Source organism: Acidovorax sp. SUPP2825 (assembly GCF_030158995.1).
Classification (GTDB): domain Bacteria; phylum Pseudomonadota; class Gammaproteobacteria; order Burkholderiales; family Burkholderiaceae_C; genus Paracidovorax.
The window spans coordinates 31,940-46,339 of the sequence record NZ_BQXK01000024.1 but is presented as its reverse complement, the minus strand read 5'-3'; the positions used below and the strand labels follow the sequence as shown (position 1 = coordinate 46,339).

Genomic DNA, 14,400 nt, shown 5'->3' with positions numbered 1-14,400 from the left:
AATGGGGCCGGGGCGGGGTCGGCGGGCAGGATAACCGCACCCTCCGCTTGTCGGCCCGGCCCTCAACGCGGTGGCACCGGGGCGGGCGCCCCCGCGCCCCAGGCGGCCACGATGCGCCCCAGGATCCGGATGCCCTGCTCGATCTGCTCCACCGTGAGGCTCGCATACCCCAGCACCCACCCGCCGGGCCGCGCCGGCCCGCCGCGCTGCGCGTCGGCAAACAGCGGCGACACGGGGTAGATGCCCACGCCCTGCGCGCGGGCGGCCTCGGCCAGGGCGGGTTCGTCCTGCGGCCGGACGAACGGCAGCCACAGCACGCCGTGCAGTCCCGCGGCCGTGCCCGCCAGCTCCGCGGTGGGCGGCAGCTGGCGGGCGATGGCATCGGCCAGCGCGGCGCGGCGGCGTTCGTGCTCGCGCCGGGTGCGCTGCACGTGGCGCTCGTACGCGCCGGTTTCGATCAGCGCGGCCAGCGTGCGCTGCTCCAGCACCGGCGCATGCCGGTCGGCCATGCGCTTGGCCTGGCGGAACACCGCCACCAGGGCCGTGGGCAGCACGAGGTAGCCCAGGCGAAGCTGCGGCGACAGCGCCTTGGAGAAGGTGCCCATATAGATCACGCGGCCATCGGGGTCGATGGACTGCAGCGCGTCGATGGGGCGCTGGCCGTAGCGGAATTCGCCGTCGTAGTCGTCCTCGATGATCCACGCGCGGTGGCGCTGCGCCCATTGCAGCAGCGCCATGCGCCGACCGATGGGCAGCACGCCGCCCAGGGGAAACTGGTGCGAGGGGGTCACATAGGCCAGGCGCACGCGGCCGTCCTCGGGCAGCTGCGCGGTGTCCAGGCCGTGCGCATCCACGGGCACGGCCCGCAGGCCCGCGCCCGTGGCCTCGAAGCACCGGCGCGCCATGAGGTAGCCGGGCTCTTCGAAGGCGAAGGCGTCCCCCGCGTCCAGCAGCAGGCGCGCGCACAGGTCGATGCCCTGCTGGGAGCCGTGCACCACCAGGATCTGCGCGGTATCGCAGGCCAGCCCGCGCGCGCGCCGCAGATAGCCCTGGATGGCGCGGCGCAGGGCGGCATCGCCTTCGGGCGGGATGTAGCGCAGGCTGTGCTGGTGGCGCAGCAGTTCGGCCTGGTAGGCGCGGCGCCAGGCCAGCGCCGGGAAGTCGCGCGAGGCCACCGCGCCATAGAGGAAATCGATGCGCGCGGGCTCCGCAGCGGGCAGCGCGGGCAGGTCCATGCCGGCCAGGCGCTGCCCGAAGGCAGACAACGCCGGGGCGGGCGGGCCCCCGCCGCCCGGGTCGGCCCGGGGCCGGGCGATGGCGGCGGGCGCCAGGGCGACGCGGGCCGCCCGCCCCGGGGCGGTGACCAGAAAGCCCTCCGCCGCCAATTGCTCGTAGGCCGCGGTGACCGTGGTGCGCGACACCGCCAGGTCCGTGGCCAGGGCCCGGGTGGACGGGGCCCGCGCGCCGGCGGCCAGCGTGCCGTCGGCGATCTGCGCGCGCAGCAGGTCGTAGATGCGGCGGCCGGTGCCGGGCGGGGCAGGGGGGTGGAACTGGTCCATTGAAATGGTGAAGAACTGGCTCTTCGGATTGTGCCGGTTCTGCATGACAGTCTCCTGCACCGCATTCCGACCGAGCCCCACCCATGTACATCCCACCGCATTTCGCCGAAAACCGGCCCGAAGCCCTGCAGCGCCTCCTGCGCGAGCACCCCCTGGGCACCCTGGTCACCCATGGCGAAGGGGGCCTGGACGCCGACCACCTGCCGTTCGAGTTCGACCCGGAGGTCGGCCCGTTCGGCCGGCTGTCGGCCCATGTGGCCCGCGCCAATCCGCTGTGGCAGCGCCGCCCCACGGGCACGCCGGTCATGGTGGTGTTCCACGGCCCCCAGTCCTATATCTCTCCCAACTGGTACCCGAGCAAGCACGAGTCGCACCGCCTGGTGCCGACCTGGAACTACGAGGTGGTGCACGCGCACGGCGTGCTGACCGTGCACGACGACGAGCGCTTCGTGCGCCGCATCGTGGCGCGCCTGACGCGCCAGCACGAGGCCGCCGAGCCCAGGCCGTGGAAGATGGGCGACTCGGCGCCCGAATTCATCAACGGCCTGCTGCAGCACATCGTGGGCATCGAGATCGCGCTCACCGCGCTGGTGGGCAAGTCCAAGCTGAGCCAGAACCGCGAGGCGCGCGACATCGCCGGCGCCGCCGACGCGCTGCAGTCGCGCGGCCAGGGCGACCTGGCCGGGAGGATGCGCCCGCTGCCCGCCCCCTGACGCGCAGCGTGGCCGCGAGCGCCCCCGGCCGCTTGACCTGGGCGCTCATGGCACCATGTGGTCCATACCACCCCGGGCATTTCGCCCCGGGGGTGCCGGAATGGCCCCTGCCCAGGAATCGAATTGCAATGAAGACCATCGACGAGATGCTGAACCTTGACCTGCTGACCCACGAGCAGCACTTCCAGATCAGCGCATGGATCGCGCGCTCCAGCTCGCCGGAGGACATCCTGCAGATGCCCGCGCCGTTGTGGCAGGCGGTGGAACGCGCCAGCCAGACCATGGGAGTCAACGAAGACCTGCTGCGCCCTCCGGCGCTGGATGCCGGAAACGCCGCGCTTCCCTGACGTGCCGCGGGCCCTGCGCTGCCGGCCGCGCCTCAGCGCAGCACCCGGCACTGGCCGAATTCGCAGCGGATCGCCAGGGCGTCGCCGTTGCTGCAGGGCACGGTGTAGGTCTCGAAACCCGGCCCCTTGGCGGCCAGCCAGGCCATGGGCGTGGCGGTGCAGGACTGGTCGCGTGCGAGGCGCTCGGCGTTGAACGTGTCGGTGCCGATGGCGCGGGCGGGCAGGGGCGTGTAGTCGGCGTGTGCCGAGCGGGCGGGCTGGTTGGGCTCCGGCACGGCGGCCACGGCCGGGTAGGTGCTGCCGGCGTACCCGCGCCCGGCCATGCAGTTGGCGACGATGCCCTGGCGCCGCTCCAGCGCCTGCACGCCCTGCGTGGCGCCGAGCGCCCCGCCGATCAGCGCTGAATCCTGCACCGCGTTGCGGCTGCCGCCCAGCGCCCAGACCACGGTGGCGGCCAGCACAGCGCCGGCGACCAGGCCGTCCACGGTCTCGCTGGCCACCCCGATCTGGCTGGCGTAGCGCTGGCAGTCGGCCAGGTCGGCCGACTGGCGTGCGGGATCGGCGGGATGACCCGCGCTGCCGGGCGCGCCCAGCGAGAGGCTGTCCGCGCCGCGCGTGGCGCAGCCGGCCAGGAACAGGGCCAGGACGCAGAGGGACAGCTTGCGCATCGAAAACTCCTTGCGGATTCGGTCGTACACCCGGCAGCAAGCCCGCATGGCACCGGGCGCCGGCCCAGGGGCATTGGACAGCCAAACCGCTCCCGCTGCCAAGCCCCCGCCCCGGGGGGCTCCGCGCCAGTGCCCAGGCCCAGTGCCCGACAATGCGCCCCATGACGATCCCCACGAAGAAAACCCTCCTGCCCCTGCAACTGCTGGTGCACCCGGACAAGAACGATCCCAACCCCCTGGTCCTGTACCACGGCCGCTGCGCCGACGGCTTCGGTGCCGCGCTGGCCGCCTGGCGCTACTACGGCGGCCAGGCCGAGTGCGTGGGCCTGTCGCACGGGCAGGTGCAGTCGGTGGACGACCTGCCCGCGCTCGAAGGCCGGGCGGTGTACATCCTCGACTTCTCTTTCACGCCCGAGATATTGACCGCCATCGACGAGCGGGCCACCAAGCTGGTCATGCTGGACCACCACAAGAGCGCTGCCGAAAAGCTCACCGGCTTTGCCTGCCGCTGCGGCGTGGTGCATTTCGACATGGACAAGTCCGGCGCGCGGCTGGCGTGGGAGTTCTTCTACCCCGACACCCCGCTGCCCGACCTGGTGCGCTACGTGGAAGACCGCGACATCTGGGCCTGGGCCTACCCCGAGAGCGCCGGCTACCTGGCCGCGCTGGACATGGAGCCGTTCGATTTCGCCCGCTGGGAGGCCATCGCCGCGTTCACGACCGAGCAGTCCACCGCCTTCATCGCCCGCGGCAATGCCATGGACGAGAAGTTTCGCCACCTCGCCGCTGACGTGGCGGGCGGCGCGCAGTCGATCACGTTCAACGGCAAGCAGGGCCTCATGGTGAATGCCCCGGGCGCCTTCCACAGCCTGATCGGCGAGATGCTGTCCAAGCAGTGCGGCACGTTCGCGCTGATGTGGATCGTCAGCAAGGAGGGCAAGGTGAAGGTGGGCCTGCGCTCGCAGCGCAACTTCGACTGCTCGGTGCTGGCCGAGAGCATGGGCGGCGGCGGCCATGCGCAGGCCTGCGGTTTCCGCATGGGGGCAGAGCGCCTGCCCGAGCTGCTGTCAGGGACGTTTGGCTCGGCAGGCGGATGAACCCATGCTCAAGGAACCCCGTGGCGCGGCGAGCAGGCACTGGCACTTCTTGCAATGCAGCGTATGCGGCCGTCTCCGCTTGGCCGCAATGCGCTCATGAAGCCGCGATACAGTAGCGCTTGAACAAGGTTTGTCCCCGCTGGATGTCCTTTGCGAGTTCGTTGGCCGAAAGACCGTCGAAGTGGTTGGGATCGGCGATCAGCGTGGGTGCGAGTCCGTTTTCCAGCAGGAGCTTGTTGACGACCAGGAAGCCCGTAGTCCGTGCGTTGCCGTCCATGAAGAGGTGGGCCTGCTCCAGTCGCTGCGCGCAGCGTGCGATGGCCCGCAACTTTTCCTTTTCGGAAGATGCCTTGGCGACGTCCGTGCGGTATTCGCGCAGGATCAGCGATGCCTTCTCGGCATTGTCGCTACGGTCCAGGGCAGGGGTCGCCAAGCGCACCAGATGGGTGCCCGGGTGCCATTGATGCGCGGCCGTGAGGCGGTGTCGCTCACTGCGATCATTCCTGTCGACGAGCCACAGGCCATTGCGCTGGTCTGCCGGCATGGCACGTTCGTTCTTCAGTAGCTCCTTCAATCCCTCCGAGCTGACGTTGCCGACGTCTGCGTCCAGATGGAATTCGACATCCTCGCAGTGGCGGAGTCCGGACGGCAGTTGTCCTTCCACACGGGTGGGAGAAGCTGCCAGCGGTTTGAATGAAGGAATGTCATCCACGTCATGGACGTTCTGGTCCAGCGCACCCCGGCGGAATACACCCGCCGTGCACGCATCATGCAGATCTACCAGCATTTCGGTATCGAGTTCCCGGCCCTGCCGCTGGTGCACCAGCATTTTGCGCAAACCGTCCAGCATGCCGCCCATGTAGCCGGGCTCGTTCTCGTAGCGCAGGCCAGCTGCAGGCCCTTCGGTCCAGGCGGCATGGTCCAGAACCATGCGCCATGCCTCCTGGGCCGCCATGCCTCTGAACGCAGGCACGCCCTGCAGGCAGGGCTTGAGTTCTTCTTGCGCGCGCGCCGCCTCGCGCATGCCATAAAGCGTATGCAAAAGCGTAGACCGGTCGGACAGGCTGAGTTGCGTTCCGATGGAGCCGTAAGCGACCGCCGACATCATGGCATCGCTGGCGCAAGCCCTGGCCATCGGCATGCCGAGCCGGCTGTGGGAGGCCAGCGCGTCCACATCTTCGGCAAGCGCACCCATGTAGCGGCCCAATGCAGGCCCCTGAAGGTCCTGGTAGGCAGAGCCTTTGGGCATTGAGTCAAGAAAGGCCGCAGCGCTGGACGGGGTAGCGCAGTAGCCGGAGCGTTGCAGCCGCAATGCTTCTTCGCGCAACATGGAAGGAGTGGCCGCCTGGTTCGCCAGGGATGCACGAGGCGCCAGCCCACCGCCCGGTGATGACGCCCTGGATCGGGGCGAGATTGCCGGCGACTCCACGTCGGAGGCCGCCGGCGTTGTGGCTGGGGATGCAGGCGTGCTGGACACGTAGGCGTGCCGGGGCGAAGAGTTGCTTCGCAATGAAGATCCACAAAGTCCCATGTTTTTCCATTGAAGTGGAGCCATGCCGCAGCCATGCAGGCCAGCGGCACTGGATGGCCGATGGAAAATTCTAGGAACTGTCCGAGCCGGCGCACATGCGCCTTGCGATGCAAGGGCTGGAAATGCGAAGCCGGTCCCAACCATCAGCTTCCGCCTGCGCTCACACCAGCTTCAAATCCTTCGGCCGGGTCTGCGGGAACACGCGGGCCAGGGCCGCGGGCGACAGCCCGTAGGTGCGGGCGAACAGGCCGCCCAGCACGGCGCGGTAGTCGTTCAGCACCGGGTAGTCGCGGTTCTGGAACAGGGTGGTGGCCGTCAGCGCCTGCTGCTCGCCCGCGATGCGCCCGCCCGCTATACCCCCGCCCAGCACCCACATCACGCTGCCGTGGCCGTGGTCGGTGCCGCGGTTGCCGTTCTCGCGGAAGGTGCGGCCGAACTCGCTGATGGCGACGACCGTGGTGCGGTTCCACGCCGGCCCCATCTCGTCGGCGAAGGCCGCGAGGCCCCGGCCCAGCTCCTCGAAGCGGTTGGCCAGCGCGCCCGTGGCGTTGCCCTGGCCCACGTGCGTGTCCCACCCGCCCACGTCCACGAACCCCAGGTTGTAGCGCGACTGCATCAGCCGGGCCATGCGGCGCGCCGTGCCTTCGAAGCCCTTGGTGCTCAGCGCGTTGCGGCTGGCGGCATCCATCTCGCCCTGCATGGTGCGCGCCACCTCGTCGCGCGTCTGAAAGCCCTCGGCTACGGCGGCGGCCAGCGGCGTGCCGCCGTACATCGAGGCGATCAGCCCGGCCTGCCGGTCGTCGATGCCGGGCTTGGCCGCGCCCGCGGCGCCCAGGGCGGTGTTGGGCACGTCATAGCCGCCACGCAGCACCAGCGGCAGCGTGTCGGTGAAGGCCATGGGCGACAGGTGGTCGTGCCAGCGCGGCTGCACGCCCAGTTCGGTGGCCAGGCGGTTGAGAAAGCCCGAGCGGTAGTCGCGTCGGCCGCCCACGGGCTGGCCCAGTTCGATGCTGTCCTGCGTGTCGAAGTGGCTGCGCGTGAGGTCTTCGGTGCCCGAGAACGGCACGAACGCCACCTGCTTTTTTTCATACAGCGGCATCAGCGAGCCCGCCAGCGCCGGGTGCAGGCCCCAGTCGGCGGTGAGCGGCAGCGCACCCCCGGCGTCGCCTGGCTTGGCGATGGCGATGTTGGGCCGCGTCTCGTAGTAGTAGCTGCTGGAGGTGGGCACGAGCAGGCTGGCGCAGTCGTACCCGCCGCGCAGGAAGACCAGCAAAAAGCGTGCGTCCACCGCCTGCGGCGTGGCCGCGAGGCTGGCCTGCAGCACGCCCGGTGCGGCGAGCGCGGCCAGCGCCTGCAGGCACTGGCGGCGGGTGGGGGTGGGGCCGGCCCCGGAAGGGCCGGGGCGGCGGGGGGCGGAAAAGTGCGTCATGGCGAGGCCTTTCAGCGGAACAGCGGAACAGCGGAACAGCGAAACAGCGAAACGGGGGGGCGAGGCGGGCGATGGGCTGCAGGTGGCGGAGCACGCCGTGCGGCCGGGCCGCTCAGGCGTACATGAACTCCGGCGCGCTGAGCAGGAAGGTGTTCCATTCCAGCGGCGAGGCCGCGCGCGCCAGCGCCACGCGGGTGGCCGGGGCCAGCTGCGGCTCCAGCGCGCGGTAGTAGGCGCTCTGGGCCAGCGCCGGGGGCGCCACGCGCGGCGGCGGTGCGCCGTCGGGGCGGTAGAGCGCGGCGGCGCCCGCGCCGGCCAGGGCCCGCGCCACCTCGAAGCGCACGGCCATCTGGCCCGAACTGGTCCACGCGGCCGAATCGAGCGGGTAGCCGTCGGGGGTGGCGCGGCCATACAAGGGCTCGGCCAGGCGCTGCAGCCACGACAGGGCCGGATCGGGGTTGGCCAGCACGCGGTCGGCATAGCCCATGCGCAGGCCGGCCATCACGTACTGCACCGGGTCGCGCAGCCGCTTGCCCAGCGAGGCCTGGAACGGCGCGCTGGCGAACAGCGTCTGCAGCACGGCGGCGATGTGGCCGTCGCTGCGGGTGAACGACTCGGCCATGGCCTCCAGCAGCGCCGGGGGCGGCGCATCGCCCACCAGGTAGGTGGCGAGCTTGCGCGACACGAAGCGCGCCGTGGCCGGGGCGCGGGCCAGGCGGTCGAGCGCCTCGTCCAGCTCGGCCATGCCCTGGCCCTGCAGCGGCTGGCCCAGCAGCTCCTTGGGGCCCCAGTCGTGGCGCTGGGGGTGGAATTCGTACAGGCCGTGGCGGACGTACTGGCGCGTCCACTCGGCTTTGAGCTTCGGGGGCGGCTCGCCCAGCGGGCGCAGCGACACGCCGTGGCCGGTGAGCACGCGCGCCATCTCCTGCACGTCGCGCTGGCTGTAGCCGCCGTCCACGCCCAGGGTGTGCAGCTCCATCAGTTCGCGCGCGTAGTTTTCGTTGATGCGGTTGGCGGCGTTCTGCGCGTTGTCCAGATAGCGCAGCATGGCCGGGTGGCGCACGGTGGCGCCGAGCAGGTCCCGAAAGCGCCCCAGCGCGTGCGGGCGGATGGCGCGGTCCTCGTAGTCGCCCACCATGGCGCGGATGTCGGCCTTGCCGGCGAAGACGCTGAAGTGGTTCATCCAGAACCAGGTCATCTTCTCCTGCAGCTGCGCTGGCGAGTACACGGCCCGCAGCACGAAGCGGCGCTCGGCCTCGCGCTGCAGCGCCCGCATGTCGCGCTGGTAGGTCTCCTGCGCGGCCTTGCGCGCATCCTCGTCGGGCAGGTCCTTGATGGCCTGCTGGCGGCCCTGCATGTCGATGGCCAGCACCTCCATGGGGGTGCGGGTGATGGCCATGGCGTCGATCTGGGCCTGGGCCTCGGGCGGCAGGGCCGCGGGGGCGGAATGCAACTGCGCGGCCAGGTAGCCCGCCATGCCGGCCTCGGCCAGCGCCTGCTGCGAGGCCGCCGTGGCACCCCACGAAAGGCGGTCCAGCAGGCGCACGCTGCCGGCATCGTCCAGCCCGGGTGGCTCGCCCCCCGGACTGCCGGTGGCCCAGGCACTGCCGCCGGCGGCGAGCGACACGGCGGTCCATCCCAGCCAGTGCCTGCGGGTGAGGGGCAGGGCGGTCGAAGCGGAGGGCGAGGGTTTCATGGCAGGGCTCCATGGGGAAAATGGTGCCCATGGTGCAGCGCGGCGCGGGGCGCGGCAAGGGGGGCCGCAGGGGTTTTACGCCCGGGATACAGATGTATCCGCGGCGGCCAAAAAAGCTTCAAGCCAAAACCGCCCGCAGCGCAATATCCACTAGGGCATATTGCTATCGAAATATGAGCGAATGGGCGGGCTGCGGACTTTTTGGTAACCGCTGTCAACCGCCGGGCGTTCAGCGTCAGCGGCGCTGGCGTTCCTCGCTCGCTTCCTCGAAGCGGTCCACGTCGCGCAGGGGCTTGAACAGGAGCGTCCAGGCGCCCACCACCGCCAGGGTGCACAGCCCGCCCGCCACGGCGGCCGGCACGGCGCCCAGCCACGCGGCGCTGGTGCCGGCGCGGAACTCGCCCAGTTCGTTGGACGAGCCGATGAACAGCATGTTGACCGCGTTCACCCGCCCGCGCATGGCATCGGGCGTGGAAAACTGGACCAGCGCCCCGCGGATGTACACGCTCACCATGTCGGCCGCGCCGGCCACCATCAGGGCCAGGAACGACAGCAGGAACCAGTGCGACAGCGAGAACACCAGGTTGGCCGCGCCGAAGATGGCCACCGCGATGAACATGCGCCGCCCCACGTGGCGGTTGAAGGGCCGCATCGTCAGGAACAGCCCCGCGCCCACCTCGCCGATGGCGATGGCGCTGCGCAGCGCGCCCAGGCCCTGCGGTCCCACGTGCAGCACCTCGTGCGCGTAGATGGGCAGCAGCGCCACCACGCCGCCCAGCAGCACGGCGAACAGGTCCAGCGAGATCGTGCCCAGGATGATGGGGCGCGTGCGGATGAAGTGGATGCCCGCCCCGAAGCGGTCCCACATGCGGCCCTGCGTCGGCGAGGGCGGCGCGGCGTATGCCACCGTCACGCGCGACAGCAGCAGCGCGCCCAGCGCGAAGCCCGCGCAGCACACGGGGTAGGTGAGCGAGGCGCCGCCGGTGGCATACAGCACCCCGCCGATCAGCGGCCCCGTGATGCTGGCCAGGCGCATCAGCATGCTGTTGGTGGCCATGGCCTGCGCCAGCTGGGCGCGCGGCACGATCTGCGGCAGCAGGCTTTGCAGCGCCGGCCCCGAGAACGCCCGCGAGCAGCCGAAGAGCACCAGCGCCGCATAGATGCCCGCCACGCCCGCCGTGCCGTGCCCCGACAGCCACCACAGCAGCGCGCTGCACACCGCGCCCACCGACCAGCTCACGGCCAGGATGTGCCGGCGGCTGGCGCGGTCGATCAGGTCGCCGGCCGGCAGCAGCAGGCACAGCATGGGCAGGAACTGCGCCAGGCCCACGTAGGCCAGGGCGATGGGCTCGCGCGTGAGGTCGTACACCTGCCAGGCCACGACCACGGCCTGCACCTGGGTGGCGAACACGGCCACCAGGCGGGCGATCAGGAAGGCGAGGAAGCCGCGGTGCCGGTAGACGCTTTCGGTGGCAGGAACGGGGGGAGCGGGGGAGGCGGTGGGAAGGTCGGGCACGGCGCTGGGGAGGCTGGAGGGTGGCTGGCCGGAGCCTGCCCGGCCAGCGGACGGGCGGACGCGGCGGGCGGCTCCAACGGTGTGGGAAGTCAGCGCCGCATGCTACCGGTTTATCCGCGCGGGTGCTGTCGCCGGTAGTCCCAGGGGGCGCGCGGGCGCTTTTGCGACCACAGCCCGGTGTGGCTGGCCTGGGCCTGGCGCTGCAGCGCCGCCAGTTGCGGGTAGGCGGCCGCGCGCGGCGTGTACACCCAGGCGAGCCCGGCGCGCACCTGGGCCGTGGCCGCATCGCCCTGGCCGCAGCGCACGTGCGCCACGGTGCGGCCGTAGGCGTCGCGGGCCACGGTCTGCAGCGTGGCTTTCTGCCGCAGGCACAGGCGCGTGAGGTTCTGGCGGGACGGCGGGCCGAACGCCTGGCGGCGCTCGGGCGCATCGATGGCGGCCAGGCGCACCTGGATCGGGCGGCGGTCGCCGCAGCGGGCGGTGAGGGTGTCGCCGTCGCTGACGGCGACGACCAGGCAGAGCAGGGTGGCGATGGGCACGGGGATCGGAGCGGGGAGGGAGTGCAATGAAGGCGGGCGCAGGGGCCGCGCCGGCCGCGCACTATAGCCGCACCCCGGAAAGGCGCCGGCCGCGCCTGGCCGGCACTGCCCAAAATGCAGGCACCGGGCTGCAAGCCACTGCCTGCGCCGATCCGGCGGGTTGTCCCTGGGGTTGTCCACAGAACGGCCCACAGAGGGCGGGCATAACTTCGGCATGCGGTGGAGGGGCGCTCCCAACGCAGGCGATCAAGGCGAAAAATGCTCCCAGGACAATCAGTACTAGGGCATTGTGCTATCAAAAAAGTAGCGTTTTGCCGGCCAGCCTGAAACCACTGGATACACTGCCGTCCGCATGCGCCGCCGGACCTGGCGGCGCAAGGCCGACAGCACACGACACCAAGGACACGAGGGCATGGCAACGGGGCACGACACATCCACATCCACAGTCGATTTCGCGCGGGCGGCATGCCGCCGTGGCTGGGTCTTGGCGGCCGGCATCGCGCTGGCGGGCCTGGGCGCGCTGGGTGCGGCGTCGCTGCCCGCCCAGGCCAGCGGCGCACCGCAGCCCTGGGGCCAGCGCCTGGTGGAAACCCAGGAACTGCCGGCCGAAGCGTTGGCGAAGTTCGCGCTGTTCCAGGACCGGAAAGACACCGCCGATTCGGCCCGCTCCGCAGGCGCACCGCCCCAGACCCAGGCCTGGACGGGCGAGGAGATGGTGCTGCCCCGCAGCGGCAACCCCTACACGCTGGTGGTGCGGGTCTCGGGCGTGGCGCTGGCCGACGGGGATGTCGGCGCGCGCTGGATGGCGGGCTGGTCCATCCATGGCGCACCGCGCGTGGGTGCCGTGCCCCAGGTCGCCGCGCGGGGCGTGCGCGCCGGCCAGGTCGTGGAGATGGCCGGCGCCGCGGCGCCCTTGAGCTTCAAGGAAGACCGCACGGTCCCGCCGGTGCTGGAGTTCGCAGGGGTGAGCAACCTGCGCATGGACCGGGTGCGGCTGGAGGTGTGGTCGGGCATGCGCTCGTCCAACCCGGCGGAACGGCTCATGCCGTGGATGCCCCTTCTCACCGGGGCCGTGTTTCTCGGCCTGATGCTGTGGTGGCGCCGCCGTTGAACGGGTGGCGGGACAGCGACGGAGCGACGGCGGCGCCGGGCCTTGGGTCCCGCGCGCGTCCAGTCACAGGTCCAGCGGCTGCCCGGGCTTCCACGCATCGGCGCGCCGCCGCGCTTCGGCGATATCGACCGGGCCCATTCTGCGGGCCAGCAGCTGAAGGTGCACAGCCCCGTAGCGGGGCAGGGTGAGCGGGTCCTCCGGGTTGCCGCGGCCCAGGCGGTCGGCCAGTTCCAGCAGCATGTAGGCGGCAACGGGCCGCTGGGCCACGGTGGCCGCGCCGTTGGCATAGAGATCGCCCAGCCGGTACAGCCCGGCCGCATCACCCTGGCGCGCCGCGCGCAGGTACCAGTTCTCGGTCAGCGACATCTGGCGGGGTTCTCCGCCACGGCCCTCCTGGTAGATGGCGCCCAGCCGCACCGCCGCCAGGCTGGAGCCCTGGTGGGCGGCCCGGGTCAGCCACTGCATGGACTCGGCATGGTCCCTGGGGATGCCGTTGCCCTCGTCCAGCATGGCCGACAGCAGCACCATGGCCCGCACGGTGGGCAGAACGTCCAGGCCCTGGCCGCGGCGCCACTGGGTCTCGGCCGCACCGAGCCGGGCCAGTTGCTCCATGCCTTCCCGCTGCGTTGCGATCTGCAGGGCGCGCGCATCGCTTTCGGCGCGGGCGATGCGTTCGGCGGCCTGGGCCTTGTCGTGGTTCCACTTCCAGCCCATCAGCGCTATCAGCACCACCACACCGCCCGCCAGGACGATCAGGGTCCAGGGCTTGTCGCCGGGGGCGGCGGCCGGCCGGGCGCGGGCGCCCTCGGGCTTTTGCCGCGCCGCCACGCTGGTGGGGAGCACCTTGTCGTAGGCCACCTCGCACCGGGGGCATTGCCAGGCCGGTGCGGTATCGGTGGCTTGGCGGGTGTGGCTGCAGCGCGGGCACACGCGCACGGCAGCGGCGCGGACGGCCTCGGGCGTCTCCACGGGTTCGAGCGAAAGATCAGCGGCGTTCACGGTTCCATTCCTTTTTGGGGAGCGATTGTGCTGCGCTGCCCGGCCCGAAACGCCAGCGGCTCGAATATTCGGCAAAAAGGCCGCCAGCACAATGAAATCTAGGGCATGTCGCTATCAATTAAGTAGCAATTTATGCGCTATCCCCCAGGCTCTGCGGGCACCGCTGCCGCCGCCTGCCAGGTCCCCGGCGCCAGCCCGTCCAGCGAATAAGGCCCGATGGCGGCGCGGATCAGCCGCAAGGTGGGCAGGCCGACTGCCGCGGTCATGCGCCGCACCTGGCGGTTGCGGCCTTCCCTGATGACCAGTTCGATCCAGGCGGTGGGGATGCGCTGGCGCACGCGGATGGGCGGATCGCGCTCCCACACGGCGGGCGGCGGCTCCATGCGGCGCGCCCGGGCCGGGCGGGTGGGGCCGTCGTTCAGCTGCACGCCGTCGCGCAGCGCGGCCAGGGCGGCTTCGTCGGGTGTGCCCTCCACCTGCACCCAGTACGTCTTTTCCATCTTGAAGCGCGGATCGGCAATGCGCGCCTGCAGCGCGCCGTCGCTGGTGAGCAGCAGCAGCCCTTCGCTGTCGGCGTCCAGCCGGCCCGCCACGTACACGCCGGGCAGGTCGATGAAATCCTGCAGCCCGCGCCAGCGCCCCTCGGGCGTGAACTGGCTCAACACGCCGTAGGGCTTGTGAAATCGGATGAGGCGGGGCGTACCGGGGGCGGCGGTGGCTGCCGCAGGGGATCGGGCGAGGGGGCGTGCGACCGGCGGCCGGAGCGGGCGGGATGGGCGCAAGGGGCCAGGAGCGCGCGGGGAGCGGGGCGGGGTCGGCATGGGGCGGCAAGCATAGCGCGGTGGGCGGCCAACGCCGTGGTGACCGGCGCGGTACGGCAGGGCGTGCCGCTCGCGCAGGCTTTCAGTCGCTGCCGCCCGCCACGGCGCGCACGCCGGCCGCGCCCACGTCCACCGCCGTGCCCACCACGGTAACGCCGACCTTCACCGTGGTCGCCACCACCGTCACCGCGGCATCGCCCACGGCCACCACGGCGCAGCCGCTGCACAGCACCGCCATCGCCGCGAGCGCGGCACCCAGAAAAGATCGCATGGAAACCACCCAAAAAGGCCAGGGGATCGAAGGCAGAAATTGTCGCTGCCCGCTCCGCGAAGCGGCCCGTTCTTTACCTGCCCGTGTCGGCCCGGCGCAACGC

14 protein-coding genes are annotated in these 14,400 nt (G+C 71.4%); 4 read left to right on the top strand and 10 right to left on the bottom strand.

All coding sequences use genetic code 11. The annotated features are described in order from the left end of the window. Positions 1–62: 62 nt before the first annotated feature. Positions 63–1,559: a MocR-like pyridoxine biosynthesis transcription factor PdxR gene (gene pdxR / locus AVAK2825_RS22065; protein ID WP_284402614.1), complete on the bottom strand. Its 1,497-nt coding sequence runs from the start codon at positions 1,557–1,559 to the stop codon at positions 63–65. Positions 1,560–1,642: 83 nt separating this feature from the next. Here pdxR and AVAK2825_RS22060 point away from each other — a divergent pair, with 83 nt between their 5' ends. Next, on the top strand, positions 1,643–2,272 hold the full coding sequence (locus AVAK2825_RS22060; RefSeq protein WP_284402585.1) for an FMN-binding negative transcriptional regulator: 630 nt from the start codon (positions 1,643–1,645) through the stop codon (positions 2,270–2,272). Between the two features lie 128 nt (positions 2,273–2,400). Beyond that, positions 2,401–2,619, top strand: a complete 219-nt coding sequence (locus AVAK2825_RS22055; RefSeq protein WP_272564024.1) for a hypothetical protein — start codon at positions 2,401–2,403, stop codon at positions 2,617–2,619. Positions 2,620–2,651: 32 nt separating this feature from the next. Here AVAK2825_RS22055 and AVAK2825_RS22050 read toward each other — a convergent pair whose 3' ends face one another. Continuing rightward, the gene (locus AVAK2825_RS22050; RefSeq protein WP_284402584.1) at positions 2,652–3,287 is read right to left on the bottom strand and encodes a glycine zipper family protein; all 636 of its coding nucleotides are present in this window, start codon (positions 3,285–3,287) and stop codon (positions 2,652–2,654) included. 161 nt (positions 3,288–3,448) lie between these two features. Between AVAK2825_RS22050 and AVAK2825_RS22045 the strand changes: the two genes are divergently transcribed. After that, positions 3,449–4,384 carry a DHH family phosphoesterase gene (locus tag AVAK2825_RS22045; protein ID WP_284402583.1) on the top strand — a complete coding sequence of 312 codons (936 nt, stop codon included), beginning with the start codon at positions 3,449–3,451 and terminating at the stop codon, positions 4,382–4,384. Between the two features lie 94 nt (positions 4,385–4,478). Here the strand turns inward: AVAK2825_RS22045 and AVAK2825_RS22040 are convergent, their stop codons facing one another. The 5 genes from AVAK2825_RS22040 to AVAK2825_RS22020 form a co-directional block, all read right to left on the bottom strand. Continuing rightward, a complete protein-coding gene (locus AVAK2825_RS22040) occupies positions 4,479–5,714 on the bottom strand; it encodes a Fic family protein (protein ID WP_284402582.1) in 1,236 nt (411 codons plus the stop codon). Positions 5,715–6,075: 361 nt separating this feature from the next. Continuing rightward, positions 6,076–7,344: a DUF1501 domain-containing protein gene (locus AVAK2825_RS22035; RefSeq protein WP_284402581.1), complete on the bottom strand. Its 1,269-nt coding sequence runs from the start codon at positions 7,342–7,344 to the stop codon at positions 6,076–6,078. 112 nt (positions 7,345–7,456) lie between these two features. Then, a complete protein-coding gene (locus AVAK2825_RS22030; RefSeq protein WP_284402580.1) occupies positions 7,457–9,040 on the bottom strand; it encodes a DUF1800 domain-containing protein in 1,584 nt (527 codons plus the stop codon). Positions 9,041–9,275: 235 nt separating this feature from the next. Beyond that, a complete protein-coding gene (locus tag AVAK2825_RS22025) occupies positions 9,276–10,556 on the bottom strand; it encodes an MFS transporter (RefSeq protein ID WP_284402579.1) in 1,281 nt (426 codons plus the stop codon). A gap of 110 nt (positions 10,557–10,666) precedes the next feature. Then, positions 10,667–11,095, bottom strand: coding sequence for a thermonuclease family protein (locus tag AVAK2825_RS22020; RefSeq protein WP_502870588.1), 429 nt, complete (start codon positions 11,093–11,095; stop codon positions 10,667–10,669). 412 nt (positions 11,096–11,507) lie between these two features. Here AVAK2825_RS22020 and AVAK2825_RS22015 point away from each other — a divergent pair, with 412 nt between their 5' ends. After that, entirely contained in the window at positions 11,508–12,206 is a 699-nt protein-coding gene (locus AVAK2825_RS22015; RefSeq protein WP_284402578.1) for a hypothetical protein, read from the top strand. A 63-nt stretch (positions 12,207–12,269) separates the two neighbouring features. On the opposite strand, the gene AVAK2825_RS22010 is transcribed toward AVAK2825_RS22015, so the two are convergent. The 3 genes from AVAK2825_RS22010 to AVAK2825_RS22000 all read right to left on the bottom strand — a co-directional run bounded on the left by AVAK2825_RS22010 (position 12,270) and on the right by AVAK2825_RS22000 (position 14,297). Further along, positions 12,270–13,205, bottom strand: coding sequence for a tetratricopeptide repeat protein (locus AVAK2825_RS22010; protein WP_284402577.1), 936 nt, complete (start codon positions 13,203–13,205; stop codon positions 12,270–12,272). Between the two features lie 137 nt (positions 13,206–13,342). Next, entirely contained in the window at positions 13,343–14,026 is a 684-nt protein-coding gene (locus tag AVAK2825_RS22005) for a pseudouridine synthase (protein ID WP_502870587.1), read from the bottom strand. 82 nt (positions 14,027–14,108) lie between these two features. Continuing rightward, positions 14,109–14,297: a hypothetical protein gene (locus AVAK2825_RS22000; RefSeq protein WP_284402576.1), complete on the bottom strand. Its 189-nt coding sequence runs from the start codon at positions 14,295–14,297 to the stop codon at positions 14,109–14,111. Between the last annotated feature and the right edge of the window lie 103 nt (positions 14,298–14,400).